The sequence below is a fragment of the Syntrophotaleaceae bacterium genome (genome assembly GCA_041390365.1).
GTDB lineage: Bacteria > Desulfobacterota > Desulfuromonadia > Desulfuromonadales > Syntrophotaleaceae > JAWKQB01.
In genome coordinates this window covers 1,156,317-1,182,282 of sequence record JAWKQB010000001.1, presented here as the reverse complement: position 1 = coordinate 1,182,282, position 25,966 = coordinate 1,156,317, and the positions used below count along the sequence as shown (strand labels likewise).

Below are 25,966 nucleotides of genomic sequence, written 5' to 3'. Positions count from 1 at the left end.
AAACTTACTACCATTGTCCCCGTTGGCTTGCGGATGTCAACTTGACCGGCCGAAGGGCTTGATTCATTTGCCATGCTATACTGTTAATCCGGTAAAGCAGTCCACTGAAGAGGATCAAAGGCAAGGGAGGTATCCATGGTCGAAACAGTGACATTGAACCCCGCACTGGATCGAACATTGTGGGTTAAGTCGATACGACCCGATGATTCGAATCGTATTTTGAAGGAAAACCGCTATTCGGGCGGGAAAGGGATAGATGTCTCTCGCGTGCTGACCAGTCTGGGGATCGCCAACAAGGCGCTCGGTTTCGTCGGAGGTTTTACCGGGGACGAACTGGAGGGGCGTCTTCTGAACGAAGGGATTGCCTGCGATTTTGTCCGCATCGCCGGAGAGACCCGAACCAACATTATCATCAATGACGCGGATGCGGGCAAACAGCTCATCTTCAATGCGGAAGGGCCGGAGATTCAACCCTATGAGCTGATGAACCTGATGCGCAAAATCGAAGACCTGACTCAGCCGGACCTCGTGGTCATCAGCGGCAGTCTGCCCCGCATGATCAACCCTGAAATCTATCGCCGGATCATCGATATTGCCAAGCACAAAGGTGCAACCGTGGTTCTCGACACCGACGGCGAGGCACTCAAGCTCGGCATTCGCGGAAAACCGGACATCATCAAACCCAACCTGCATGAACTGGAAAGACTCGTGGACCGCTCTTTGGAAACCCTGGAGGACATCCTGCAGGCGGCCCGGGATGTGCAGAAACGTGGGATCAATACCGTCCTCGTGTCCATGGGCGCCAGGGGCATGCTGCTGATCAGCGACGATACGGCTTTCAAGGCGGTTCCCCCCGAGGTGGAGATCGTCAACACCATCGGGGCTGGGGATTCCTCCGTGGCGGGTTTTGTCTATGGCCGGGTGAAAAACCTCCAGCCGGACAGATCGCTGGCCTGTGCCGTGGCGGCGGGAGCGGCAACGGTCATGCGACCAGGTACGGCCCTGTGCACGGCCGAGGATTTCAACGAACTCCTCGATCGGGTCAATGTGGAACAGATTTAAACCATAGCGACCCCGGTTTAGCACCCGGGCATCAGTGGCGAAGGGCTTCACCCATTCGCCTGCGTCGTTCCCAAATCCGGAACAGAAGTTTTTCGAGCTCGACAAGGATGAAGATGGAGAAGGTGAAGGCAATCAGGCGCAGCCATTCCTCGGCCGGAATTGCGGCCGTGCCGAAAAGGCGCTGCATGATAGGAACATAGGTGAAAAGCACCTGCAGAATGAGGATGAGGGCGATGGAGCCCAGCACGTAACGGTTGCCGGTAATCCCTTTGAGATTCAGGACCGAAGCCTTCATGTAGCGCGCGTTGAGCAGATAGAAGATCTGGAAGAAGATGAGGGTATTCACCGCCGTCGTCCTGGCGATTTCCAGGGGAGCCCCGTGGATGGTATCCCAGAGGAAGAGGCCGAAGGTGCCGATGACCATGATGAGGGAGGTGAAGCCGATGCGCCAGATCATGAAAGGGGTGAGGAGAGCCTCCTGGGGATCCCGCGGGGGCCGCCTCATCACTTCCGACTCCGGAGGCTCGAACGCCAGGGCCAGGCCGAGGGTGACGGCGGACACCATGTTGATCCAGAGGATCTGCAGAGCGGTTATGGGCAGCGCTTCCCCGGCGAGGACCCCGGTGATGACGATGCCTGCGAGAGCGCCGTTGGTGGGGAGAACGAAGGCGAGGGCCTTCTTGACGTTGTCGTAAACGGCGCGCCCCTCCTCCACGGCGTGAGCGATGGTAGCGAAGTTGTCGTCGGCCAGGACCATCTCCGCCGCCTCCTTGGCCGCCTCCGTCCCTTTCAGTCCCATGGCGATGCCGACATCGGCCCGTTTGAGAGCCGGAGCATCATTGACGCCGTCACCGGTCATCGCCACCACCTCCCCGTTGGATTGAAGGGCCTGAACCAGGCGCAACTTATGCTCGGGGCTGACCCGGGCAAAGATGTCGCTGCGCTGAACCAGCAGGCGTATGTCGCCTTCCTCCGCTTCCGAGAGTTCCTCGCCGGTCACCGGCTCGGGTCCCCCCAATCCCATCCTCTCGCCGATAGCAGCGGCCGTCAGAGCGTGATCGCCGGTAATCATCTTGACCCGGATACCGGCATCGCGGCACTGGGCGACGGAAGCGGAGGCCTCTTCCCGGGGGGGATCGATGATGCCGAGAAAACCCAGAAGGGTCAATCCACCCTGCACATCCTCGAAGGAAAGCTCCTTTCGCTCATCGAAAGATAAACGGGCCAGGGCCAGGGTTCGCTCCCCCCGCCGGGCGATCTCCTCAATCTTTTCCCGCCAGAAGGGGATGTCGAGGGGAAGGTCGCTGCCGGCCGCGGCCTGACGGTCGCACCGTTCCAGCACTCTCTCCGGGGCCCCCTTGAGGTAGACGACCCCGGCACCCTTCGGGACACTGTTCAGGGTCGCCATGAACTTGTGATCCGATTCAAAGGGGATGACGTCGAGGCGGGGATACTCCCGACCGGTTCTGTTGAAATCGAGACCTGCCTTCCCCGCCAGGGTGAGCAGGGCGATATCGGTCGGGTCCCCCTGCGTCTCCCAGCCGCCTTCCTCGGCGGGCCGCAACACCCCTTCGTTGCACAGCAGGGCGGCGCGGGCCATGTCCGTCAGAAGGGGGTCTTCATCCGGAACGATTTTGCGCCCGTCGAGGTTGAAATCGCCTCGAGGTTCGTAGCCGACCCCTTCGACGGCGTAGGTCCCTTCCCTGGTGATGACCGTGGTCACGGTCATTTCATTGCGGGTGAGGGTACCGGTCTTGTCGGTGCAGATTACGGTGACGGAACCGAGGGTCTCCACGGCCGGGAGCCGGCGGATAATGGCGCTGCGCCGGGCCATGCGCTGCATCCCCAGAGCGAGGGTGATGGTGATGATCGCGGGAAGTCCCTCGGGGATGGCCGCGACCGCCAGAGCGACGCTGGCGAGAAAGATGGCGCCGAAGGAATAGTCCCTCACCACCAGTCCGAAGACAAGGGTGGCGACCGCCAATACCAGGATGGCCACGGTCAGCCATTGACTGAATTCGTTGATCTGCTCGGTCAACCGGGTGGTCAGGGTCTGCACACCGCTGAGGAGGGCATTGACCTTGCCCAGCTCCGTTGTTTCCCCGGTGGAGGTTACGATGCCCGTTGCCTGCCCGTAAACCACCAGGGTTCCCGAGTAGGCCATGCCGTAACGATCCCCCAGGGGAGCCTTCGGGGCAACCGGATCCGTTCTTTTTTCGGCGGTTACCGACTCTCCCGTCAGCGCCGCCTCTTCGATGCGCAGGTCCCGGGTCTTCAACAGGCGAAGGTCGGCAGGGACCTTGTCACCGGATATCAGCAGGACGACGTCCCCCGGGACCAGGTCCTCGGCCGGAACGATCTGACGCTTCCCTCCCCGCAGGACGGTCGCCTCCTGGGTCAGTATGTTGCGGATGGCGTCCACCGCTTTCTCGGCCTTCCCCTCCTGAATGAAGCCGATCAACGCGTTGATGATGGTGACGCCCAGGATGACCAGGGCGTCGAACCAGTCTCCGAGCAAAAAAGTGACCACCGCGGAAACGAGCAGGACATAGATCAGAAGATTATGAAAATGCAGAAGAAAACGAATGATGGGGCCTTTCCGGGGGGGAGGGGGCAGACGATTGGGGCCGAAACGCTCCAACCGGGCTACGGCCTCTTCGGGGGTCAATCCCCCGAGGCTGCTCTCCAGACGCGCCATGACGTCGCCGGCGTCCAGAGCCCACCAGTGTTCCCTGGAATCCCCACCCTTTTTCGGCCTGCGATGTCCCTCCGCGTTCTCCTCTTTCAAATCAGCCCTTCCTTTCCACGATGATCCGGCCAGGTCTTTTCGGCATTAAAATTAACAATTTCGGCGACTTTGCCCCGTCGATTGTGAACCTTTTCCGATGCCGCGCAAGTCTTTCCCGGATCCGCCCGGAGATCGTCAAAGAAAGGTCCCCAGCATATGCAGTAACTGTCGGACCTCCTCGGTATTGTCGATGACATACTGGGCATTGGAGGTCCGGGGTTCGTCCCGCACCAGAATGGTGATACCGCGATCCTGCAGTTCCCGAAAGGCATCTTCATCCGTCAGATCGTCGCCGATGTAGAAAGGGACGACATCATCCCCGTCGAGGTCGAGTTTCCGCATGATCCAGGAGAGAGCCCTGCCTTTGTCCCATTCGATATTCGGGCGCAGTTCGAAGATTTTTTTCCCCCCGGTCTTGCGAAGATTGGGGTGAGCCTCGAGCACTTCATCCACCCGCGCCTCGATTTCAGCGATGTGGATGTCGGCCGCCCGCCGAAAGTGAACGGCAATGGCAAAGCGCTTGCGTTCGACCTGGCACCCGGCAATCCCCTGCAGACGATCGCGCAGGGATTGCTCGGCCCGGTCCAGGTCGGGCAGATACTCGAGTCCCTGCTGATAGTTCATGTTGCCGTCGCTGCTTGAAATATCGAAGCCGTGACTGCCGGCATAGATCAGATTCCCGATCCCCACCTGATGCTTGACATCGGGAAGATCCCTGCCGCTGACGATCCCGACAGTGCATTTTTCACTCAGATCCCGCAAGGCCTGGCGCATTTCCCCGGAAATTCTCGCCTCTTCCGGGTTTTCCACAATCGGGGTCAATGTCCCGTCGTAGTCGATAAACACCACGGCCTGTCGCCCCCTGACCCGTTCTCCCATCTGCTTGATATGTTCCAGAGCCAAAGGGAGCTCGTCCGTTGAAGCACGTGCTGTCATGACTTCCTCCTTCAGATCCTTTCTGAACCATTGCCCTTTAAATTGCATGTCCAACAAGTTTAACAGCCGGTTAACGCGAATCCAACCGGCTGGAAACCAGGCAGGACGGCGGCCAGGATGCGGGTAGCAACAGGTTGCGAGCGCAGAATATCGTCAGGAAGAGAAGGGGCCGGGCAGAGGCATCTACTCCGCCCCGAACACCAGTTTTTTCGCCTCTACCCCCTGGATCGCATTTAGGACCCCGACCAGTTCATTGGCAAATTTCTCCTCTCCGAACATATGCAGCAGAAGGAGTCCATACCCCGCGCAGAAATTCCCTGTGACCTCATGCAGTCCGATCCTGGCAGCGATGTAGCAGCCGTAATCCGTCAGATATTTCTGCACTTCGGTCGCTTCCTTCTGTCGGTCCTTGAGATAAACACCGATGATGACCTGTTTGCCGTTGACCATTTCAGATCTCCTTTTAAAAGGGTTTTTCCCGCCCGGGAGCAGGGTCCGCAAAAAAAGAATTGTTAATAGAAGATATCGGTTTCCCCGTAAATTTCCACTCGCCGCAGACCCCTGGACCCACCATTGCGAGGAAAAATTTCCCGAAAATTCGATAGTATATTCAGTAGAACCTGAGAATTCCAATTCAAAGGGGGCTTTCATGGTCGTCAAGGAAAACGGGTTATCGGATCGAAAGGGGAGGGATCTGCTGGAAGAAGGGAAGAGGAGAGTCGTCATTGAAAACCTGACCCCCCAGGTCGATTGCGGGCGGTTCCCGATCAAACGGGTGCCGGGGGAGCCGGTCCTGGTCGAAGCCGACATATTCAGCGATGGACACGACGAGGTCAGGGCGCTGCTGCTGTTTCGTGATGAGAGGGAGTATCAGTGGCACAAGGTGCCGATGACGCCAATTGGCAACGACCGCTGGCAGGCCTCCTTCATCCCTCGTGAAATCGGCATCTGCCGATATACCGTCGAGGGATATGTGGATCATTTCCGGACCTGGAAAAAGGACCTGGAAAAGAAATATCAGGCCGGGCAGGATCTGACGGCCGATCTGCTGATGGGTATCGAACTGATCCGGCATGCCGTGCATCGGGCCGGCGAAGCCGATCGTCAAAGGCTGGCCAAACTGGCGGATACTCTGGCCGATGCCGCCGACCAGAGCCATGCCCTGGCCCTGACAAAAAATGAGGAATTGGCGGGCTTGATGGATATCTATTACGACCCGGAACTGGCCAGTTTCCATTCCAACGAACTGAAGGTGGTCGTGGAGCGGACCCGTGCCCTTTTCAGCAGCTGGTACGAACTGTTCCCCCGATCCTGCGGGGTGGACCAACGGACTCACGGCACTTTCGCCGATTGTGAAAAACTTTTGCCCGAGATCGCCCGTATGGGCTTCGACGTGATCTATTTTCCTCCCATTCACCCGATAGGCAGGACGCGCCGTAAAGGGAAAAACAATGCGACCGAGGCCGGCGAGACCGATCCCGGCTGCCCCTGGGCCATCGGAGCGGAAGAGGGGGGGCACCGGCACATCCACCCTCATCTGGGCACCCTCGCAGAATTTTTGCATTTTCTCGAAAAAGCCAGGGAATTCGATATTGAGGTGGCGCTGGATGTGGCCTTTCAGTGTTCTCCGGACCACCCCTTTGTGAAGGAACATCCCGAGTGGTTTCGCTGGCGGCCGGACGGAACCGTCCAGTTCGCTGAAAATCCGCCGAAAAAGTACGAGGACATTGTCCCCTTCGATTTCGAAACCGACCACTGGCGCTCCCTCTGGGAAGAGCTGAAGCAGGTGGTGGAATTCTGGATCGACCAGGGGGTCTCCATTTTCCGGGTCGACAACCCCCATACCAAGCCCTTTGCCTTCTGGGAATATCTCATCCGTGAGATCAGACAGGAGCATCCCGAGACGATCTTCCTTTCCGAGGCTTTCACCCGGCCCAAGGTGATGTATCGCCTCGCCAAACTCGGCTTCAGCCAGTCCTACACCTACTTCTCCTGGCGCAATACCCGTTGGGAGCTGGAACAGTACCTGCGGGAACTGAGCAGTTCTCCGGTGAGGGAATTCTTCCGCCCGAATTTCTGGCCGAATACACCGGACATCCTGCCGGAGATCCTCCAGTACGGCGGCAAGCCGGCTTTTGTCATCCGGCTGATTCTGGCCGCGACTCTCTCCGCCAGTTATGGAATCTACGGCCCGCCCTTCGAACTGTTCGTCAATTCAGCCCTGCCGGGCAGGGAAGAATATCTCGATTCCGAGAAGTACCAGATCAGGCGTTGGAACTGGGACGACCCCGAACACCTGCGGGACCTGATTGCCCGGCTGAATGCCATCCGTCGCCAGAACCCGGTGTTTCATAGCACCTGGAACCTGCATTTCTGCGAGTCGGACAACGACAATATCATCTGCTATCTGAAGAGCGACCGGACCAGCGGCAATCATATCCTGACCATGGTCAACATGGATCCTTTCAATTCTCAATCGGGAAGTGTCCGTGTCCCGGTGAACGCCCTGGGGATCGAAGAGGGGCATCCCTTCCTCGTGGATGACCTGCTTTCGGAAAGCAAGAACATCTGGCACACCGCCTGGAATCAAGTGGAGCTCGATCCCCAGGATCTTCCGGCCCGTGTCTGTCGACTGTATCCGCGACTCAGGCGGGAACAGAATTTCGATTATTTCATGTAGTTTCGCCGTCATATTCATGGAGGGAAATGACAAGGAGATCAGAAATGCCCGGCATCAACCAGACCGGCCAGGGGCAAACCGCCTGGTATCGGGAAGCGATCATATACCAGCTGCACATCAAGGCCTTTTACGACTCGGACGGCAACGGCATAGGAGATTTCCGCGGGTTGATCCAGAAAATGGATTATCTGCGGGATCTCGGTATCACCGCCGTCTGGCTGCTGCCCTTCTATCCCTCACCTTTGCGGGACGACGGCTACGATATTGCCGACTATCGCCGGGTCCACCCCGACTACAACACCATCGCGGATTTTCGAAACTTCCTCAAGGCTGCCCATAAAAGGGGAATCCGGGTCATCACCGAACTGGTACTCAATCATACCTCCGATCAGCACCCCTGGTTTCAGCGGGCCCGCCATGCCCGGCCGGGAACCGTTCACCGGAATTACTACGTCTGGAGCGATACCCCGGAAAAATACCGGGATGCCCGCATCATTTTCCAGGATTTCGAGTCGTCCAACTGGAGCTGGGACCCTGTGGCCAAGGCCTACTATTGGCATCGCTTCTATTTCCATCAGCCGGATCTGAACTTCGACAATCCCTCGGTTCAAGAAGAGATGCTTCGCCTGGTCGATTTCTGGTTCGAAATGGGGGTGGACGGAGTCCGTCTCGATGCCGTCCCCTACCTTTTCGAGCGCGAGGGGACCAATTGCGAAAACCTGCCCGAAACCCATGCCTTTCTGAAAAAGCTCAGAAGCCACTTGGACAGCAAATTCCGCGACCGGATGCTGCTCGCGGAAGCCAACCAGTGGCCCGAGGACGCCGTCGCCTATTTCGGTGAGGGGAATGAATGCCACATGGCTTTTCATTTTCCGATCATGCCCCGCATGTTCATGGCCCTGCACATGGAGGACCGTTTCCCCCTTATCGACATTCTCGACCAGACTCCCGCGATTCCTGTGGGTTGCCAGTGGGCGATCTTCCTGAGAAACCATGACGAACTGACCCTGGAAATGGTCACCGACGAGGAGCGGGACTACATGTACCGGGTCTATGCCAGCGATCCGCGGGCCCGGATCAATCTCGGCATCCGGCGCCGGCTGGCGCCTCTGGTCGGCAACAACCGGCGCCGCATGGAGTTGATGAACTTTCTGCTCTTTTCCCTGCCCGGGACCCCCATCATCTACTACGGAGACGAAATCGGCATGGGGGACAACTACTACCTGGGGGACCGGGATGGCGTCCGCACCCCCATGCAGTGGAGCCCCGACCGCAATGCCGGTTTTTCCACGGTGAGCCCGCACAAACTCTATCTGCCGGTCATCATCGAACCGGAGTACCACTTTCAGTCCGTCAACGTGGAAAATCAGCTGCACAATCCCTCCTCCCTGCTCTGGTGGATGCGCCGGGTCATCGCCATGCGCCGCCGGTTCAAGGCCTTCGGGCTGGGCGAGCTGGAAATCGTCAATTCCGACAATCCGAAGGTTCTGACTTTTCTCCGCCGTTATGAGGATGAAACGGTGCTGGTCGTGGCCAACCTCTCCCGTTTTTCCCAGGTGGTCAGGCTCAATCTCTCGAACTGTGCCGGGATGCTGCCCGTGGAGGTTTTCAGCCACAACCGTTTTCCGATCATCCGAGAATCGCCTTATGTCCTGACCTTGGGCATATTCGACTATTACTGGTTTTCCCTGCAGAAGGAGCCGGAAACCGAGACAGCGACAAAGGAGTTGCCGCGATTGAGCGTCCGCGGCGATCAGAACTGGACGGCCGTCTTCAAGGGCAAAATCCGTGAGCGTTTCGAAGAGCTCCTTGCAGCCTGGCTGCCCGGCTGCCGGTGGTTTCGCAGCAAGGCGCGAATGATCAGCAAAGTGACGCTGCTCGATTCGATTCCCCTGTTCAAGACCGGTCTGTCGCCGCGGCTGGTACTGTTCCGGGTGAATTACACCGAAGGAACTCCGGAATTCTACCTGCTTCCGCTGGCCTGGGCGCGGGACGCTTCGGTCCGCAATCTGTTTACCGAATTCCCCTATGCCCGAATAGGAGCCTTGCAGGTGGGAGAGGAGCCCGGATCTCTCCTCGATGCCCTCTACCAGGAGGAGGTTCGCGAGGCACTGTTGAAGATGATTGCGGGCAGCAGAAAACTCAAGGGTGAGGCCGGTGAGTTGATTTGCCGCAGACGCGCTGCCTTTTCCTCAGCCGATCTCAGACAAGACCCCCTGTCCTCCCGGGTACTCAAAACCGAGCAGAGCAACAGCTCCATTCTCTATGGGGAGCATTTTTTCCTGAAACTGTTCCGACGCCCCGAGAAGGGGGTCAATCCGGATCTGGAGATCACCAGGTTTTTGACGGAAAAAACGGATTTCCGGAATGTCCCGACCTTTGCCGGTTCCATCGAGTACTGTCCGCCGCGAGAAGAGCCGATGACCATTGCGCTGCTGCAGGATTTCACCAGCAACCAGGGGGACGCCTGGCAGTTCACCCTCGACATTCTCGGCAATTTTTCCGAGCAGGTCCTGGCCCACCCCTCGGAGCTGCCGCTGCTCAAGACGGAGGAAAGGCTGCTGCCGGAAAAAGGGCTGGAATTTCTGGGATCCTTCTATATGGAAATGACCGCTCTGCTTGGTGTCCGAACTGCGGAAATGCATTTGGCCCTGGCCTCCAATCAGCGCGATACGGCCTGGCGCCCGGAAGATTTTTCCGCCCTTTATCAGAGATCCGTCTATCAATCCATGCGCAGTTTGGCACGAAGAAATCTGCAACTGCTGGGGCAGAAGATAGACGCCCTGCCGGCGGCTGATGCGGAACTCGCCAAACTCGTCCTGGACAGTGACCCCCTGATCCTCGGCCGGTTTGAAAAGATTCTGGGAAAAAAACTTTCGGCCCAGAAAATCCGTATCCACGGCGATTACCATCTGGGCCAGGTGCTGTTTACCGGAAAGGATTTCGTCATTATCGATTTCGAGGGGGAACCGGCCCGCCCCTTGACGGAGCGGCGTCTAAAACGATCCCCGCTGCGTGATGTCGCCGGCATGCTGCGGTCATTCCACTATGCCTTCCAGACCATTCTGAAGCAGACCGGCCGGGAAAGGTCGGAAGAATTGCAGCTTCTGAAGTCCTGGCTCCGTGCCTGGCATGAGAGCGTGTGCTCGGTTTTCCTGGAGGCCTACCGCGACCGGCTGGGGCCTTCACCCCTGATACCTCCTGAACGGGAGGAATTCCTCGGCCTCCTCAACAGCTTTCTGCTTGAGAAAGCCCTCTACGAACTCGGATACGAGCTCAATAACCGTCCCGCTTGGGCCGGGATTCCGATGACAGGGATTCTGGAGATTCTGGAAACCGGGTAGGGAGGATCTGCGATGGATCTTGGCGCGGTAGTCCACAAAGATTCCTGCACCTTTACCGTTTGGGCTCCCAGGGCTGAGCGGCTGGAGGTGCGGCTGCTCACTCCCGCGGAAAGAATCATCCCCATGCAGCGCCGGGAGAGGGGATACTGGCAGGCATCGGTGGAAGATGTTCGCCCCGGAACCCGCTACCTGTTGCGTCTGGATGGCGACCGGGAGCGGCCGGACCCTGCTTCCTTCTATCAGCCGGAGGGGGTGCATGGGCCTTCGGAGATCGTCGACCACGATACTTTTCCCTGGACCGACCATGCCCGGCGCCCGAGGCCTTTGGAAGATTGGGTTCTCTATGAGCTGCACGTTGGGACCTTTACCGCCGAGGGCACCTTCGACGCGATCATTCCCCGCCTCGAGGAGCTGTACCGCCTGGGCGTGACGGCCCTCCAGATCATGCCTGTGGCCCAATTCCCCGGCGCCAGGAACTGGGGATATGACGGCGCCTGTCCCTATGCTGTGCAGAACAGCTACGGCGGTTCGCAGGGTTTGAAACAGCTCGTAAACGCCTGCCACCACCAGGGCCTCGAGGTCGTTCTGGATGTCGTTTACAACCATCTCGGGCCCGAGGGGAACTATCTGCGGGATTTCGGTCCCTATTTCACAAGTCGCTACAAAACCCCCTGGGGGGAGGCGGTGAACTACGACAGTGCCGACAGCGACGAGGTGCGCCGGTATTTCATTGAGAACGCCCTGTACTGGCGTCGCCATTTTCACGTCGACGCCCTTCGCCTGGATGCGGTTCATGCCATCTACGATTTTTCCTCACGACCATTTCTGCAGGAACTGGCGGAAACCATGGATCAGGAGACGTCCAAAACGGGGAGACCCTGCCACCTGATCGCTGAAAGCGATCTCAACGATGTTCGCGTCATCCGTCCCCGGAATGAGGGCGGCTTCGGTTTTTCCGCCCAGTTCAACGAGGATTTTCACCATTCGCTGCACGCACTCCTGACCGGCGAAAGGCAGGGTTACTATGCCGATTTCGGGCGTATTGAAGACCTGGCCAAAGCCTATCGGGAAGGGTTTGTCTACGACTGGCGATATTCCGTTTATCGGCGCCGTCGTCACGGCAGTTCCTCGGCGCGAAGACCGATTCGTCAACTGCCGGCTTTTATCCAGAACCACGACCAGGTTGGAAACCGGCTTTGGGGGGAACGGCTGATCGCTCTGGTCGGGTTCGAAAAAGCCAAGCTGGCCGCGGCAGCCGTTCTTTTGTCCCCTTACGTTCCCCTGCTTTTCATGGGCGAGGAGTATGCGGAAAAAGCGCCGTTTCTTTATTTCGCCGATTTTTCAGACCCGGATATCGTCGCGGCCGTGCGCAAGGGGCGAAAAGAGGAGTTCCGCGCTTTCGCCTGGGACAAGGAGCCGCCGGACCCACACGATGCCGCCGTTTTCGCCCGATCCCGACTGGACTGGAGCCTGCGGCAGGGCGGCCGTCACCGGATCATGGTCGATTTCTACCAGCGTCTGCTGACCCTGCGCAGGCAGATTCCGTCCCTGGCCGCTGTTGACCGCAAGGGGTTTCAGGTCCGGGTTGATGAAAACCAAGGATATGTGTCGATCAGGAGGGAAAAGGGAGAAAGTCGGATTTTCTGTCTGATGAACTTCAGCGACCGGTCCGTGACTGTGGATTTTCCCGACGGGGACCTTCCCGACAAATGGAACAGGGTCCTGAATTCAGCGGCAGAAGAATGGCTTGAACCGGATGCACCGTTGCCGGGGCCTGCGGAAGAGGGTGAACCGGTCCGCTTGTCCCCTTGGAGCTGCCATCTTTATCTGGCCGAATAGGCGAGGATACCGACCATGCGCATTCCTATTGCCAGCTATCGGCTGCAATTCGAACCGAACTTCGGATTCAGTCAGGCCGGAGAAATCGTCGACTACCTGAAAGAGCTCGGCATATCCGATCTTTATGCTTCCCCCATTTTCCTGTCCAGGCCCGGAAGCACCCACGGTTACGATGTGGTCGACCCCCGGGAAATCAATCCCGAACTGGGAGGCTGGGAAGGGTTCGTGACCCTTGCAGAACGGATCAAAGGGGCGGGGATGGGATGGATTCAGGATATCGTTCCCAACCACATGGCTTTCGATTCCCGCAATCCTTTTCTGGGTGATGTTCTTGAAAATGGTCCCAATTCGAGGTTTCACCGTTATTTCGATATCGACTGGGACCACTATTACGAAGCCGTTCGGGGAAAGGTCCTGGTTCCCTTTCTGGCCAGTTATTTTTCCGAAGCCCTGGAGAACGGCGACATCCGTCTGGAATTCGGAGAGGACGGTTTTCAGATCTCCTACGGATTTTTCCGGTTTCCGGTCCGCCCCGAATCCTACCCCAAAATTCTAACCCCCCATCTGGCGCCGCTGCGCCGCAAATTGGGGGAAGACCACCCCGACTTCATCAAGTTACTGGGGATTTTGTACATCCTCAAAACGCTCCCGGGGGAAGCCACGGAACAGGAACGGTATGAACAGCTCAAATTCGTCAAGCACACTCTGGCCGAAATGTATCAAAACAGGGACGTCCGAAAAGCCTTTGACCAGACGGTAGAGGTTTTCAACGGCACCCGGGGCCGCCCGGAAAGCTTCAATGCCCTGGAAAGCCTGCTGGCCGAGCAATGGTTTCGCCTGTCATTTTGGAAAGTCGCTTGCGAGGAGATCAATTATCGGCGGTTTTTCACCATCAACGACCTGATTGCTCTGAATGCCAGCGAAGCCGAGGTGTTCCGCGAAACCCACAGTCTGATACTGCAGCTCCTCTCACGGGGACTGATAACCGGTCTGCGGCTCGATCATGTCGACAGCATCTATTTGCCGGGCGATTACATGGTGAGGTTGAGACAGGAGACCGGAGAAGAGGTCTACATCCTTGCCGAGAAGATTCTGACTGGCGGGGAGGAGTTGCCCGACTGGCCGATCCAGGGAACCACCGGTTACGATTTTCTTCCCGTCGTCAACGGGGTTTTCTGCAAGGCGGAATCGGAAAAGAGGTTTTCGGAGATTTATGCCGCTTTTTCCGGTCTGAAGGAGGATTATGATGCATTGCGGCGGAGCAAAAAACGGCTGATCGTCGATAAACATATGTTTGGAGACATCAACAACCTGGCCCATCTGTTGAAAACCCTCATCAGCCGCCACCGCTACGGCAGCGATATCACCATGGACAGCCTCAAACAGTCGCTTGCCGCCATCATGGTCGGCTACCCGGTTTATCGCACCTATATCGGGCCCGGCAACGGCCGCGAGGCCGATTTCCGCACCATGAGGGCAGCGGTTTCCGCTGCACGTCGGGAGAATCCGGCGCTGCTGCATGAACTGGACTTCATCGAAAAGATTCTCCTGCTTCGGTTCGAGGAGCACATCGGTGAAAAAGAGCGGGGAGAGTATCTCCATTTCGTGATGCGGTTTCAGCAGTATACGGGCACCCTGATGGCCAAGGGTGTCGAGGACACCCTTTTCTACGTTTACAACCGTCTGCTCTCCCTGAACGAAGTGGGCGGAGAACCGGACCGCTTCGGCCTGGACCTGGACAAATTCCACGATTTCAACGGGCAGCGCCAAAAAAAATGGCCGCATGCCATGAACGCCACCGCCACCCACGACACCAAAAGAGGGGAGGATGTTCGCGCCCGGCTCAATGTCCTGTCCGAAATTCCTCGCGAATGGGCCAGGCGGATCAGGACCTGGAAGCGGATCAACCGAGTCCACCGGGGAACACTGGGCCGGAGGAAGGTGCCTGATACCAATGACGAGTATTTTTTTTACCAGACCCTGGTCGGGGTTTACCCGCCCTGCGGTGAAATCGGAGATGAGTTCAGGAACCGCATAAAGGACTATTTCATCAAGGCGGTTCGTGAAGCCAAGGTGCATACCGCCTGGCTGAGATCGGATGAGGAGTACGAAAAGGCTTTTCTGCATTTCATCGAAGCAACCCTTGACGCCGGCACTCAAAACCCGTTTTGGGAAGAGTTTTTGCCCTTTCAGAGGATGGTGGCATGGTTCGGCATCCTGAATTCTCTCGGGCAGGCCTTGATCAAGGTCACCGCCCCGGGAGTCCCCGACTTTTATCAGGGAACGGAACTCTGGGATTTCAGCCTGGTCGACCCCGACAATCGGCGTCCGGTCGATTTTCCTTATCGAAAAAAGCTCCTGAAAAAAATGCGAGAAAAGGAAAACAGCGATCTTCCTGGCCTCATCTCAGGCCTGTTGACCGATCCTTCGAGCGGTGCAATAAAGATGTATCTCGTTCACCGGGCCCTTCAACAGCGCAGCCAGAGGCCGGAAATCTTCAATCAGGGCGAGTATCATCCCCTTCTGGTCCAGGGGAAGCATCATCATCGTGTGATCGCTTTTGCACGAACTCTGAATAGCCGAAGAGTCGTCACCGTCGTGCCGAGACTGTTGACCGGTCTGGTTGAGGAGGGACAGTGGCCCATGGGAGAGGACATCTGGGAGGATACCGGATTGGATCTGGAGGAGCGGGATCAGGTGTGGCACAATGTTCTGACCGGGGAGGCGCTGACAAACCGGGAACACTGGAGATTGGGACACCTTCTGAACAATTTTCCGGTGGCGCTTCTGGTCAACAAAAACATGCAAAGAGATGATAAATATGATCATTAGACCAATAAAGTTCAGGTTTAACTTGAAGAAATTATTCCTTTTTCTGGTCTGTCCGCTGCTGGCGGGGATACTGATGCCTTCACCCTGTACCGCCCGGGACGGAGAAGCCGCGTTGCGGCGCAGCTACCAGGCCTTTTTGGCAAGACCCTCCTCGGCCATGCCGATTCAGGTCGTCTCCCAAACCGGAGATGAGATTGAGGAGGCGGAAATTTATGCCGTTCTTAAACGGGACTTTGCGTCTTTGGCCGAAATCTTGTCCAGTCCCGGCAACTGGTGCGAAATTTTTCCGGTGATACTGAATATCAAGGCCTGCACCTGGAAGGCGCGGGAAGGGAAGGGACGGCCGCAATTGACCTTTTACGTAGGACGCAAATATTACGAAGCGCCCGGGGAGGCTTACGAACTGAAATACGATTTTCTGCTCAGGGAAAACCGCAAGGACTTTTTCCATGTCGCACTGGTTGCTCCGGAGGGGCCTTTTGGAACCAGTGATTACCGCCTGGAAGTAAAGGCCATCCCCGTTGCCCAGGGCAGTTTTCTCTCCGTCAGAACCAGCCATCGTTCCAGTTTTGCCAGCCGTATGGCCACCCGCAGTTACCTCGCTACTCTGGGAAGGGACAAAATCGGGTTTACAAGGGTCGGAGGAGACAAGGACAATCCGGAATATATCAAGGGAGTCAGGGGGATGGTGGAACGTAACGCGGTTCGCTACTACCTGGCTCTGCAGGCCTATCTGGAAACCAGGCATATGCCACCGGCGAAACGCTACTCAGCCGCCACGGAGCTGTGGTACGACCTGACCGAGCAGTATCACGACCAGCTCTTCGAGCTGGAAAAATCAAGATACCTGGATATTAAACGGCGGGAGCGCCAACAGCAGGAAAGATTACAGGAAAAGAACGAGCAGAAAGTGGGAAAAAAGACAGCCATCCTCCACTTTTCCATGGCAGGTGATAAAATGTTCATTGAATACAGCAAAAATTTCGAGAACAGCATCCGCTTGAAACAGAACGGAGGAAATTCATGGAAATCCTGCTGGTCATCATCCTCGTTCTCCTCATCCTAACCGTTATTCCGACTTGGCCGTACAGCAGAGGCTGGGGCTACTATCCCAGCGGCATCCTGGTACTCATCCTCATTATCCTGCTGCTTTTCTGGCTGTTCTAGCTGATCCGGCCGGAGGAGGAGCAAGGGCATAGACATGGACCTGTTGCGCATATTGATCGCCATTTTCATTCCTCCCCTGGGGGTTTTTCTCCAGGTCGGCATCGGAAAACACTTCTGGATAAACCTGCTGCTGACGATTCTTGGATATATTCCGGGAATCATTCACGCCGTCTGGGTCATCGCCAAGTACTGAAGGACACCCACCGCTGGTCTTTTCACCCAAGCCTTTCAGGCCTGATGCCGATTGCGCTCCCTTCTCCATCGCAGATAACCGTCCAGATCGTTGCGGGTTCCTTTCAGCGCATACTGAATGACGGCAGCGTCATCCAGATAGCCGATTTTTGGAAGCACATCGGGAACCAGATCGAAAGGGGTGACGAAGTAGGCAACGGCTCCCGCGATCTTTTGCATCATATCCCAGGATATATCCTTATAAATGCCGATATGGTAATCCCGGCAGAGATCGACCATATGGTGCAGGTCCTCCCAGAGATCTTCCAATCCCTCGGGAGGATTGCCAAGCCCTTCAAGTTTCGCCTTCCCCTTGTTTGCCGCATAAACCAGATCGTTCAGATCGACCCCGGGAAGACCGTTTTCATAATGCTTTTCCGCCTTCTTCCAGAGTTCCGGATAATTCAGACCTTCGAAAGGCATAGTCGACTCCTTTTTTCTGAAGCAGTGGACAATGTGTGCGAAGATTTGTCTTTTCACATGATTTATTATAGCACCAAGAGAGTCGCAACGTTTCCAACAGCTGTCCTCGGCCTTTATTTTGGATCAGAATCCCGCAGGAGTTTTTCCCTGGTCCTTCCGTCTGTGGATGGCGCTTCGATCCCGTGAGCTCTGATCTTGCGGTAGAGGGTACTGGTATCGATGCCAAGGTCGCGGGCGGTCCTTTTTCGGCTTCCATTGTGACGATAAAGGGCTTCGGTAATCAAAGCCTTTTCCATGGCTTCGAGATTGTTTGATCCTGCCGTACGGGGCAGTTGTGGAAAATCCTTTGGACGGAATTCGGGCGGCAGATGCTGCATCTCGATCAGGCCACTGCGGCACAGTACAAAAGCGTGTTCCAGGATATTTTCCAGCTCCCTGACATTTCCCGGGTAGTCATATTCCATCAGGCGGGTCAGCACTTCATGGGAGAGGCCGGCAATCTGACGGTTCTGCAAGCGATTGAATTTGTTTATGAAATGGTTTACCAGGAGGGGAATGTCCTCCCTTCTCCGGGAAAGAGCCGGGATCTGCAGATGAATAACGCGAATCCGGTAGAAAAGGTCCTCCCGGAAGCTTCCCTCCCGGACCAGTTCGGACAGACTTTTGTTGCTGGCCGCCAGGATGCGCACATTCATCGGTTCGGATTCGACCGACCCCAACGGTTCTATACAGCGTTCCTGCAATACCCGAAGGAGACGCACCTGCATTGCGGGGGAGATGTCCCCGATTTCGTCCAGGAAGAGAGTTCCGCCCTCGGCCATGGAGAAGCGACCCGGCTTGTCGCGGCGCGCGTCGGTGAAGGCTCCGGCCTTGTAGCCGAAAAGCTCGGATTCGAGCAGGGTATCGGGCAGGGCCCCGCAATTGACCGCCACAAACCGCTTATGGCGTCGAGGAGAAAGGTTGTGAATGGCCCGGGCAAAGAGTTCCTTGCCGGTACCGCTGCCTCCTTCCAGGAGCACGGTGCTGCCGCTTTCGGCAATCTGGGGAAGGATGTTGAAGAGTTCCAGCATGGGTGCGCTGCGCCCGATGATATCCTCGAAGGTGAAACGGGACTCCAGTTCCTTTCTGAGTTCCTCCACCTGGCTCAGATCCTGAAAGGTTTCCACCCCGCCCACGACCCGTCCCCGGCTGTCTTTGAGCAGGGCCGTCGATATGCGTATCGGAATGCGGGAACCCTCATCGCTGACGATGTAGGCCGTCCGGTTGAAAATCGGCTTTCCCGTCTTCATGGTCTGCCGCAGAACGCACTCCTTCTCGCAGATACTGGCCCGGAACACCTCCCAGCAGGGCCGCCCCAGCGCCTCCTCCCGATCGATGCCGGTGATCCGCTCCGCAGCGCGATTGAAACTTGTAATCCGCCATTCGGGATCGACGGTGAAAACCCCTTCATTGATCGAATCCAGAATGATGTCCTGGGTTGCTCGTTCCATAGGATGTTCCTTCACATTGGAATAACGTGTTCATCGAAATCGGGATCGAATTCGGCCTTTGGCTTTCGGCTTGAATACCAAATCCGGAGGCCGAAAAAGGCTGACACCCGATTTCGATAGCGATTTCGGTTTGGATAAACCCCCAAATTTAAACCTGTCCATATCCAATTCTTTAAAGGTGTAACAAAATTTCATGCAAATTGCACGAGATAATGGCCGCGATAAATTGCAAAATGCATTGGTGAATAAGGTGCTTTGAGGATTTAGGATATCTTTTTCTTTTAAAAACAACGGTTTATGCGCTTTGAATCATTTGGTACATTTTTTGAAAAACAATAAGTCATGAAGATTGGACTTCCATATTGGCAGGGGCGTATTTCCCCGGTCTTCGATGAGGCGACCCGCCTCGTGCTGATTGAAACGGGCTCGGGAGGGGAGGTCCGGCGTGAGATTCGAACGCTGACCTGCTTTGATCCCTGGGGTCGGGCCCGGGAGCTACTGTCGCTGGGAGCCCAGGTTCTCATCTGCGGAGCCCTATCCGGGCCGCTGGAGATGGCCCTTCATGGAGTCGGCATTACCGTCATCGCCCGAACCTGCGGCCCGGTTGAAGAAGTCCTAGGCGCTTACCTGAATGGCCGGCTGGAAGATGATGCTTATCTGATGCCTGGCTGCGGCCGGCGTAGAGGATTTCGGATTCGCCGCAGGCGAGGGCACCGCTGGTAAGAAGATTTGGAAACCTGAAGCAGAACAACATAAGGAGGTTTTGCACTTGTACACGGAATTGGTCATGGATCATGTCATGAATCCACGGAACGTCGGAATCCTCGAGGAGGCAGACTCTATCATCCAGGTAGGGGATCCGAAGTGCGGCGACTGTCTGCTGGTCTTTCTGAAATTTACCGACAATATCATCAGTGACGCAAAATTCATGATCAAGGGTTGTCCTGCCGCCATTGCAACGGCTTCCATGACGACCGAAATGGTGAAAGGGATGACGCTGGGAAAAGCCTTCGAACTCACCGACGAACAGATTGCCGCAGCTCTGGGGGGCTTGCCGGAAGAGAAAATAAACTGTTCGTCCCTCGCGGTCGGTGCGGTCCACGAAGGCATAAAGCATTACCTGTCGTCATGCATGGAGAAGAATCAGGCCATTCCTTCGTAAAAGCTGATTCGGGGGCACAGAAGGAGACGTTCATGTTCCTTTGTCCCAGGTTCCCGGCGGTAGACCCCCCGAGGTAAAACTCTGGTGGTCAGGCGACCTGGGTCAGTAGCAACCATAAGCCCACAAAGAAAGGAGAGCACCATGCCTAGAGGAGATGGAACGGGCCCGCCCGGCGGAGGTCGTGGTGGGGGAAGGGGAAGAATGGGAGGTCCAATGGCCGCGGGTCCGGGAGGTTCCTGCGTCTGCCCGCGATGCGGTGCCGAGGCGCCCCACGTTGCCGGTCAACCTTGCAACGCCATGACCTGTCCAAAGTGCGGCGCAAGCATGACCAGAAGGTGATCTTGAACCAGGAAGCAAAGGAGGCAGACTATGCCACGTGGAGACGGAACAGGACCGACAGGAATGGGGCCCATGACGGGACGGGCCGCCGGTTATTGTACGGGTTACGGCTTCCCCGGCTATGCTAATCCTGCCTTTGGCAGAGGATTCGGAGCCGGGTTCGGGCGGGGCCGTGGATTTTTCGGCAGCGGTGGACGCGGGTGGCGAAACCGCTTCTACGCGACCGGAATGCCGGGCTGGGCAAGATACGGCGGGTACGGATATGGGGCCTTTCCGCCACCAGTTCAGCAAGATCCCGAAGCGGAAAAGCAGATGCTGAAGGCGCAGGCCGATGCCCTGGAAGCGGAACTGCAGATGATCAGACAACGCCTTGGCGGATTGGAAAAGGAGTCGGCTGAAAAATGAAAGGTGCAGGCTGAAGGAACCCTGGTTTTCTCTTCCTTCCGGATTGCGGTTTCTTCAGCCTGTTCCCATCAACAGAAGAGGAGATAAATCGTGAAAATAGCCTTTACTGCAGCGGGAAACACCCTGGATGCCCGCATGGACCCGCGTTTTGCCAGGGCGGCTGGTTATATCATTTATGATACGGAGACGGATACTTTCGTTGCTGTCGATAACCAGAAGACGCTCGATACCGCCCATGGCGCCGGCATTCTGGCCACGGAGTCGATCGTGAACCAGGGTGTGACATGCGTCGTGACCGGGCATTGCGGCCCGAATGCCTTCCGGGCGCTGTCGGCTGCAGGCATCAGCGTTTTCAAGGCCCAGGATCAGACAGTGGCCGAAGCCCTGGAGGCATACCGCTCCGGAACGCTTCCGGCCATGGAATCGGCCGACGTCGACGGCCACTGGTCATGATTATTTCGGTTGCCTCCGGCAAAGGCGGCACCGGCAAAACCACGGTGTCGGTCAATCTGGCGCGGATCATCGGTCGCGGTGTTCAACTTCTGGACTGCGATGTCGAGGAGCCGAATATCCACCTGTTCCTGCAAGGAAGACAGACCGGCAGCGACAGTGTAACCATCCCGATTCCCGAGGTCGACGAGTCCCTTTGCAACGGGTGCGGCGAGTGCGGGCGATTCTGCCGCTACCATGCCATCGTGTCCTTCGGTACCGTCCCCCTGGTTTTCGCCGAATTATGCCACGGGTGCGGCGGATGCGCGCTGGTCTGTCCGCAAAATGCCATTCGGGAGGCCGGCAAACGCATCGGCGTGGTCGAGACGATGGAGACGGAAGACATCTCTCTGATACTGGGGAAACTGGATATCGGCCTGCCCATGGCGCCGCCGCTTATCCGGGCCGTCAAGGCCCGACTGAACAGCAAGAGGATGGCGATCCTGGACGCGCCGCCGGGCACCTCCTGTCCGGTCATCGCCACGGTGCGGGGTTCGGATTTCGTGGTGCTGGTTACCGAGCCGACGCCCTTCGGACTGCATGACCTGAGGCTGGCGGTGGATATGATTCGGGAGCTTTCCATCCCCTTTGGCGTGGTCGTGAATCGCATGGGGGTCGGAGACGATCGGGTCCACAGGTTCTGCGGGGAGGAGAACATCCCCTTGCTGCTGGAACTGCCCGACGACCGGCGCATTGCCGAGGCTTATTCGCAAGGAGAACTGGTGGTGGACGTGTTGCCCGAGTATGCCTCCAATTTCGCGACCCTCCTGCTGAATATCAGGGAAGTCAGAAACGCCTGGGAGAGATGATCCATGTCCGACTCCAAAATTGAGGAACTTGTCATCATCAGCGGCAAGGGCGGTACCGGGAAGACCAGCATTACGGCTTCCTTTGCGGTTCTGGCCGGATTCTCGGTGATTGCCGATTGCGATGTGGATGCGGCGGATATGCATCTCATCCTGACACCCCGGGTCCTGGAAAAGCATGAATTCCGTTGCGGCAATCAAGCCGTGATCCGTCCCGACGATTGTGCAGCATGCGGGAGATGCCAGTCCCTGTGCCGGTTCGATGCGATTGTCGAGGGTGCGGACGGCGAGTCGTATGTCGTTGATCCCGTTGCCTGCGAAGGGTGCGGGGTCTGTGTCCGTTTCTGCCCTGTCCAGGCGATCGATTTTCCCGAATCCTTGTGCGGGGAATGGATGGTGTCCGAGACCCGGTGCGGCCCCATGACCCATGCACGTTTGGGAATTGCTGCGGAGAATTCCGGCAAGCTGGTGTCGACCGTGCGCCGCGAGGCGAAGCGTCTGGCCGAGGAGCAGGGGTGTCATCTGGTGATCGTGGACGGGCCTCCCGGCATCGGCTGCCCGGTGATCGCCTCTCTGACGGGGACTTCGCAGACCCTCGTGGTCACCGAGCCAACGGTCTCCGGAGAGCATGACATGGAACGGGTTCTCAAGCTCGCCCGGCATTTCAATATTCCGGCCGCGGTGTGTGTCAACAAATGGGATTTGAATCCGAAAATGACGGAGCGGATAGAGGGTCTTGCCGTCCGCCTGGGAGCCCGTCTCGCCGGACGGATCCAGTATGACCGGGCCGTGACCATGGCCCAGATGCAGCAAAAAGCGGTTGTTGAGATCGATGCTCCGTCGGCGGAAGATATCCGGCGAATCTGGAATTCGCTCAAAATATGACAGAGACTTTATGACCTTCGACAGTCTGAAAATAACAATTCTTGTGGACAACAACGCCGGCGACGGTCTCTTGTCGGAACATGGATTGGCGCTATGGATCGACACCGGGGAGAGGCGCATTCTGCTCGATACGGGGCAGGGGGGGTGCCTTTTGCCCAACGCGGAGAGGCTGGGAATCGATCTGACCAGGACCGATGCCCTGGTCATCAGCCATGGGCATTACGATCATACCGGCGGCATGGCCGGGGTCCTGAAAATCGCTCCCCATGTGGAAGTTTATTGCCATCCGGCAGTTGTGGTTCCGCGCTATGGATCGGACTCAGGAAAGCCGAAACCCCTAGGAATCCAGAAAGAATGCATGCGGGCACTGGATAGCCTGCCTGTCCGAAGAATGCACTGGGTCCCGGACCGGAGGGAACTTTATCCCGGGGTCGAACTGACCGGCACTGTTGACAGGAAAACCGCATTCGAAGACACCGGGGGCCGTTTCTACCTGGATCCGGAACTCACCCGGCCCGATCCCATCGAAGACGACATGGCTGTAGGGATACGCACAAGGGGAGGGGTGGTCGTCTGTGTGGGGTGCTGCCACTCCGGTCTCATCAACACTCTGAATAAAATTCTGAGCCAAAGCGGCGGCTCGCGGCTCAGGGCGATCATCGGCGGTTTTCATCTCCTGAACGCTGACCACAATCGTGTCAAGAGTACCGTTCGGGCCCTTGAGACACTGTCTCCGGAACTGATCGTTCCCTGCCACTGTACCGGCAACCAGGCGGTAGAGGCACTGAAAAATGCCTTCGGGGATGGAGTGATCCCAGGATCTTCGGGTCTTACATTCGAATTCTGACTGAACCTTAACCCTTACTCCGTGAAAGAGACATGACAGTCTACGGACCGATTCCCTCGAGACGCCTGGGGCGAAGTCTGGGAATCAATAACATCTCATCAAAGGTATGCAGTTATTCCTGCGTCTACTGTCAGGCGGGGAGAACCACCCGCCTGCAAACAGAGTGCAGGGCTTTCTTCAATCCCAGGCAGATTGCGGCCGAAGTGGTGCACAGGGTGGACAAGCTGCGGGCGAGGGGAGAAACAGTGGATTTTCTCTCCTTCGTCCCCAATGGAGAACCGACCCTTGACGCGCATCTCGGAGAAACCATCGAGTTGCTCAAACCCCTGGACATCAGGATTGCGGTGATCACGAATGCATCCCTTCTATGGCGGAAAGAGGTGAGGGAAGAACTTGCCAAAGCAGACTGGGTGTCGGTCAAAGTGGACACGGTTCGAGAAACAGTGTGGCGTGCGCTGAACCGACCACACCCTTCACTTCGCTTTCAGACCATTCTCGAGGGAATTCTGCTTTTCTCGACCATGTTTCGGGGGGAGCTTGAAACAGAGACGATGCTCGTCGGCGGCATGAATGATTCCGGCAGCGATCTGGAGCAGACGGCTGAATTCATTTCGAGGGTGAAGCCGAGGCGGGCCCGCCTGGCGGCGCCTGTCCGTCCTCCGGCGGAAGCGGGGGTCGAAGTGCCTCCTGAATATTCCTTAAACTGGGGTTTTCAAATATATCGCGAATACGGGATTGCCGCGGAACTCCTCCTGGGTTACGAGGACTCCGCATTCTCCTCGACAGGAGATGCAGCCGAGGATCTGTTGGGCATTACCGCAGTCCATCCCATGCGAAAAGATGCCCTGGAAGAATTTCTGGCTCGCACTCATCGTGACTGGGGCACGGTACGTCATCTGATCGACAAGGGACTTCTGAGCGAAGTGGAATACCGCAACAACCGCTTTTATATTGCAAGGCCTGCTGGAAAAGTGCAGCGCTTATAATGTGCGAAGGGTAGGAAATACCCGCAGGGTTTATTTAGAATATATTGGTGAAATGATGGAAACCTCTGAAAGAACAGCCTTTTTTTCTATCCTGACCAACGCTTCCCTGGTCGCGATCAAATCGGCTCTGGCCATTTTTTCCGGAAGTCTGGCGATCAAAGCCGATGCCATTCACTCCCTGACGGACGTCATCTCGGCCGTCATCGTCCTCGTCGGCATCAAGATTTCCAAGCGCCGCAGCCGAAACTTTCCCTATGGTCTCTACAAGATCGAGAATCTGGTCGCGTTGGGGACGGCTTTGCTGATTTTCGTGGCCGGTTATGAAATCGTCGAGGAGGTTTTTACCCGTGAATCCGGTATACTTCTGTCGAACATTCCCCTGGCGGCCGGCGGGATCGGTCTTTCCATCCTGATTACCTGGCTGTTTTCCCGCTACGAACTGAAGAAGGGACTGGAAACCGGCTCCCCCAGCCTAATTGCCGATGCGCGCCATGTCTGGGCCGACATGCTTTCTTCGGTGGTCATCCTGATCTCCTTGCTGGGTAGCGCCTTCGGACTCGTCCTCGATCGTTACGCCGCCCTGATCGTCGTGGTGTTCATCGCCAAGGCCGCCATCCATATCTTTCTCGATGCGGTGAGGGTCTTGCTGGATGCATCCCTCGATTACGAAAGCATGAACCGCATCCGGGACATCGTGAAAGCCGATCCGCGCGTCGTGAAAACCAACGAGATTCGGGCCAGAAACGCCGGACGGTATAAATTCGTCGAATTGGACCTGGTCCTTCGGGTCAGGGAACTGAAAAAAGGCCATTCGGTCGCCGAGGAGATCAAACAGCGGATCAAGTGCGAACTCGAAAATGTGGATCATGTTCAGATCCATTACGAACCGCAGAAGAAAGACCATCTCATGTTGAGCATTCCCCTATGCGAGGACCGCCAAACCATTTCCGACCACTTTGGCGAAGCTCCCTTTTTTCGTGTTCTCAATCAGAGAACGAGCGACGGGGTCATCACATCCGATTCCATTCTCACCAACGATCATGTTCAGGAAGAAAAAGCCAAAGGCATCAAGGTCGCCAACTGGCTGTTGCAAGAGGGCCTTGACGTTCTGATTCTGCGCAAGGATCTGGCGGGAAAAGGAGCGGGGTTCGCTCTCGGAAATGCCGATGTGGAAATTCTGATCACGAAGGAATTTGATGCTGATAAAGCCCTGGCGGGTATAATCCCCCAAAGGGAATTAAAAAAGGAGGCTTGA

22 protein-coding genes are annotated in these 25,966 nt (G+C 56.8%); 17 read left to right on the top strand and 5 right to left on the bottom strand.

The window, feature by feature from the left end; all coding sequences use genetic code 11:
- Window positions 1-135: 135 nt before the first annotated feature.
- Complete coding sequence (gene pfkB, locus R2940_05590) at window positions 136-1,062, top strand: 1-phosphofructokinase (protein ID MEZ4599242.1); 927 nt, start codon at window positions 136-138, stop codon at window positions 1,060-1,062.
- Between the two features lie 31 nt (window positions 1,063-1,093).
- On the opposite strand, the gene R2940_05585 is transcribed toward pfkB, so the two are convergent.
- The 3 genes from R2940_05585 to R2940_05575 form a co-directional block, all read right to left on the bottom strand.
- Window positions 1,094-3,850, bottom strand: a complete 2,757-nt coding sequence (locus tag R2940_05585) for a cation-transporting P-type ATPase (GenBank protein ID MEZ4599241.1) — start codon at window positions 3,848-3,850, stop codon at window positions 1,094-1,096.
- Window positions 3,851-3,985: 135 nt separating this feature from the next.
- Window positions 3,986-4,786, bottom strand: a complete 801-nt coding sequence (gene otsB, locus R2940_05580; protein MEZ4599240.1) for a trehalose-phosphatase — start codon at window positions 4,784-4,786, stop codon at window positions 3,986-3,988.
- Between the two features lie 183 nt (window positions 4,787-4,969).
- Complete coding sequence (locus tag R2940_05575) at window positions 4,970-5,236, bottom strand: hypothetical protein (protein ID MEZ4599239.1); 267 nt, start codon at window positions 5,234-5,236, stop codon at window positions 4,970-4,972.
- A 199-nt stretch (window positions 5,237-5,435) separates the two neighbouring features.
- On the opposite strand from R2940_05575, the gene R2940_05570 reads away from it, so the two are divergent.
- The 7 genes from R2940_05570 to R2940_05540 are packed head-to-tail and all read left to right on the top strand — an operon-like array spanning window position 5,436 to window position 16,841.
- Window positions 5,436-7,466, top strand: coding sequence for an alpha-1,4-glucan--maltose-1-phosphate maltosyltransferase (locus R2940_05570; GenBank protein MEZ4599238.1), 2,031 nt, complete (start codon window positions 5,436-5,438; stop codon window positions 7,464-7,466).
- A 44-nt stretch (window positions 7,467-7,510) separates the two neighbouring features.
- Window positions 7,511-10,810, top strand: a complete 3,300-nt coding sequence (gene treS / locus R2940_05565) for a maltose alpha-D-glucosyltransferase (protein MEZ4599237.1) — start codon at window positions 7,511-7,513, stop codon at window positions 10,808-10,810.
- Window positions 10,811-10,822: 12 nt separating this feature from the next.
- On the top strand, window positions 10,823-12,649 hold the full coding sequence (gene treZ, locus R2940_05560) for a malto-oligosyltrehalose trehalohydrolase (protein MEZ4599236.1): 1,827 nt from the start codon (window positions 10,823-10,825) through the stop codon (window positions 12,647-12,649).
- 15 nt (window positions 12,650-12,664) lie between these two features.
- Window positions 12,665-15,481, top strand: coding sequence for a malto-oligosyltrehalose synthase (gene treY / locus R2940_05555; GenBank protein ID MEZ4599235.1), 2,817 nt, complete (start codon window positions 12,665-12,667; stop codon window positions 15,479-15,481).
- A 22-nt stretch (window positions 15,482-15,503) separates the two neighbouring features.
- Window positions 15,504-16,547, top strand: coding sequence for a hypothetical protein (locus tag R2940_05550; protein ID MEZ4599234.1), 1,044 nt, complete (start codon window positions 15,504-15,506; stop codon window positions 16,545-16,547).
- Window positions 16,505-16,648, top strand: a complete 144-nt coding sequence (locus R2940_05545) for a DUF3309 family protein (GenBank protein ID MEZ4599233.1) — start codon at window positions 16,505-16,507, stop codon at window positions 16,646-16,648. Before R2940_05550 ends, R2940_05545 begins: the two co-directional genes overlap by 43 nt.
- 34 nt (window positions 16,649-16,682) lie before the next feature.
- Window positions 16,683-16,841 (top strand): YqaE/Pmp3 family membrane protein, encoded by a 159-nt coding sequence (locus R2940_05540; protein MEZ4599232.1) that lies wholly within the window; start codon window positions 16,683-16,685, stop codon window positions 16,839-16,841.
- A 35-nt stretch (window positions 16,842-16,876) separates the two neighbouring features.
- On the opposite strand, the gene R2940_05535 is transcribed toward R2940_05540, so the two are convergent.
- Window positions 16,877-17,302, bottom strand: a complete 426-nt coding sequence (locus R2940_05535; GenBank protein ID MEZ4599231.1) for a YkvA family protein — start codon at window positions 17,300-17,302, stop codon at window positions 16,877-16,879.
- A 113-nt stretch (window positions 17,303-17,415) separates the two neighbouring features.
- Window positions 17,416-18,792, bottom strand: a complete 1,377-nt coding sequence (locus R2940_05530; GenBank protein MEZ4599230.1) for a sigma 54-interacting transcriptional regulator — start codon at window positions 18,790-18,792, stop codon at window positions 17,416-17,418.
- A gap of 342 nt (window positions 18,793-19,134) precedes the next feature.
- Here R2940_05530 and R2940_05525 point away from each other — a divergent pair, with 342 nt between their 5' ends.
- From R2940_05525 to R2940_05485, 9 genes are all read left to right on the top strand, one after another.
- On the top strand, window positions 19,135-19,515 hold the full coding sequence (locus R2940_05525; GenBank protein MEZ4599229.1) for a NifB/NifX family molybdenum-iron cluster-binding protein: 381 nt from the start codon (window positions 19,135-19,137) through the stop codon (window positions 19,513-19,515).
- A gap of 46 nt (window positions 19,516-19,561) precedes the next feature.
- On the top strand, window positions 19,562-19,954 hold the full coding sequence (locus R2940_05520; protein MEZ4599228.1) for an iron-sulfur cluster assembly scaffold protein: 393 nt from the start codon (window positions 19,562-19,564) through the stop codon (window positions 19,952-19,954).
- 369 nt (window positions 19,955-20,323) lie between these two features.
- Complete coding sequence (locus tag R2940_05515; protein MEZ4599227.1) at window positions 20,324-20,698, top strand: DUF5320 domain-containing protein; 375 nt, start codon at window positions 20,324-20,326, stop codon at window positions 20,696-20,698.
- 90 nt (window positions 20,699-20,788) lie between these two features.
- Window positions 20,789-21,151 carry a NifB/NifX family molybdenum-iron cluster-binding protein gene (locus R2940_05510; GenBank protein ID MEZ4599226.1) on the top strand — a complete coding sequence of 121 codons (363 nt, stop codon included), beginning with the start codon at window positions 20,789-20,791 and terminating at the stop codon, window positions 21,149-21,151.
- Window positions 21,148-21,996 carry an ATP-binding protein gene (locus R2940_05505; GenBank protein ID MEZ4599225.1) on the top strand — a complete coding sequence of 283 codons (849 nt, stop codon included), beginning with the start codon at window positions 21,148-21,150 and terminating at the stop codon, window positions 21,994-21,996. The genes R2940_05510 and R2940_05505 overlap by 4 nt, the downstream gene beginning before the upstream one ends.
- 3 nt (window positions 21,997-21,999) lie before the next feature.
- Window positions 22,000-22,878, top strand: coding sequence for an ATP-binding protein (locus R2940_05500; GenBank protein ID MEZ4599224.1), 879 nt, complete (start codon window positions 22,000-22,002; stop codon window positions 22,876-22,878).
- A 10-nt stretch (window positions 22,879-22,888) separates the two neighbouring features.
- Window positions 22,889-23,725 carry an MBL fold metallo-hydrolase gene (locus R2940_05495; GenBank protein ID MEZ4599223.1) on the top strand — a complete coding sequence of 279 codons (837 nt, stop codon included), beginning with the start codon at window positions 22,889-22,891 and terminating at the stop codon, window positions 23,723-23,725.
- Between the two features lie 32 nt (window positions 23,726-23,757).
- Window positions 23,758-24,711, top strand: coding sequence for a radical SAM protein (locus R2940_05490; GenBank protein ID MEZ4599222.1), 954 nt, complete (start codon window positions 23,758-23,760; stop codon window positions 24,709-24,711).
- Between the two features lie 52 nt (window positions 24,712-24,763).
- Window positions 24,764-25,966 carry a cation diffusion facilitator family transporter gene (locus tag R2940_05485; GenBank protein MEZ4599221.1) on the top strand — a complete coding sequence of 401 codons (1,203 nt, stop codon included), beginning with the start codon at window positions 24,764-24,766 and terminating at the stop codon, window positions 25,964-25,966.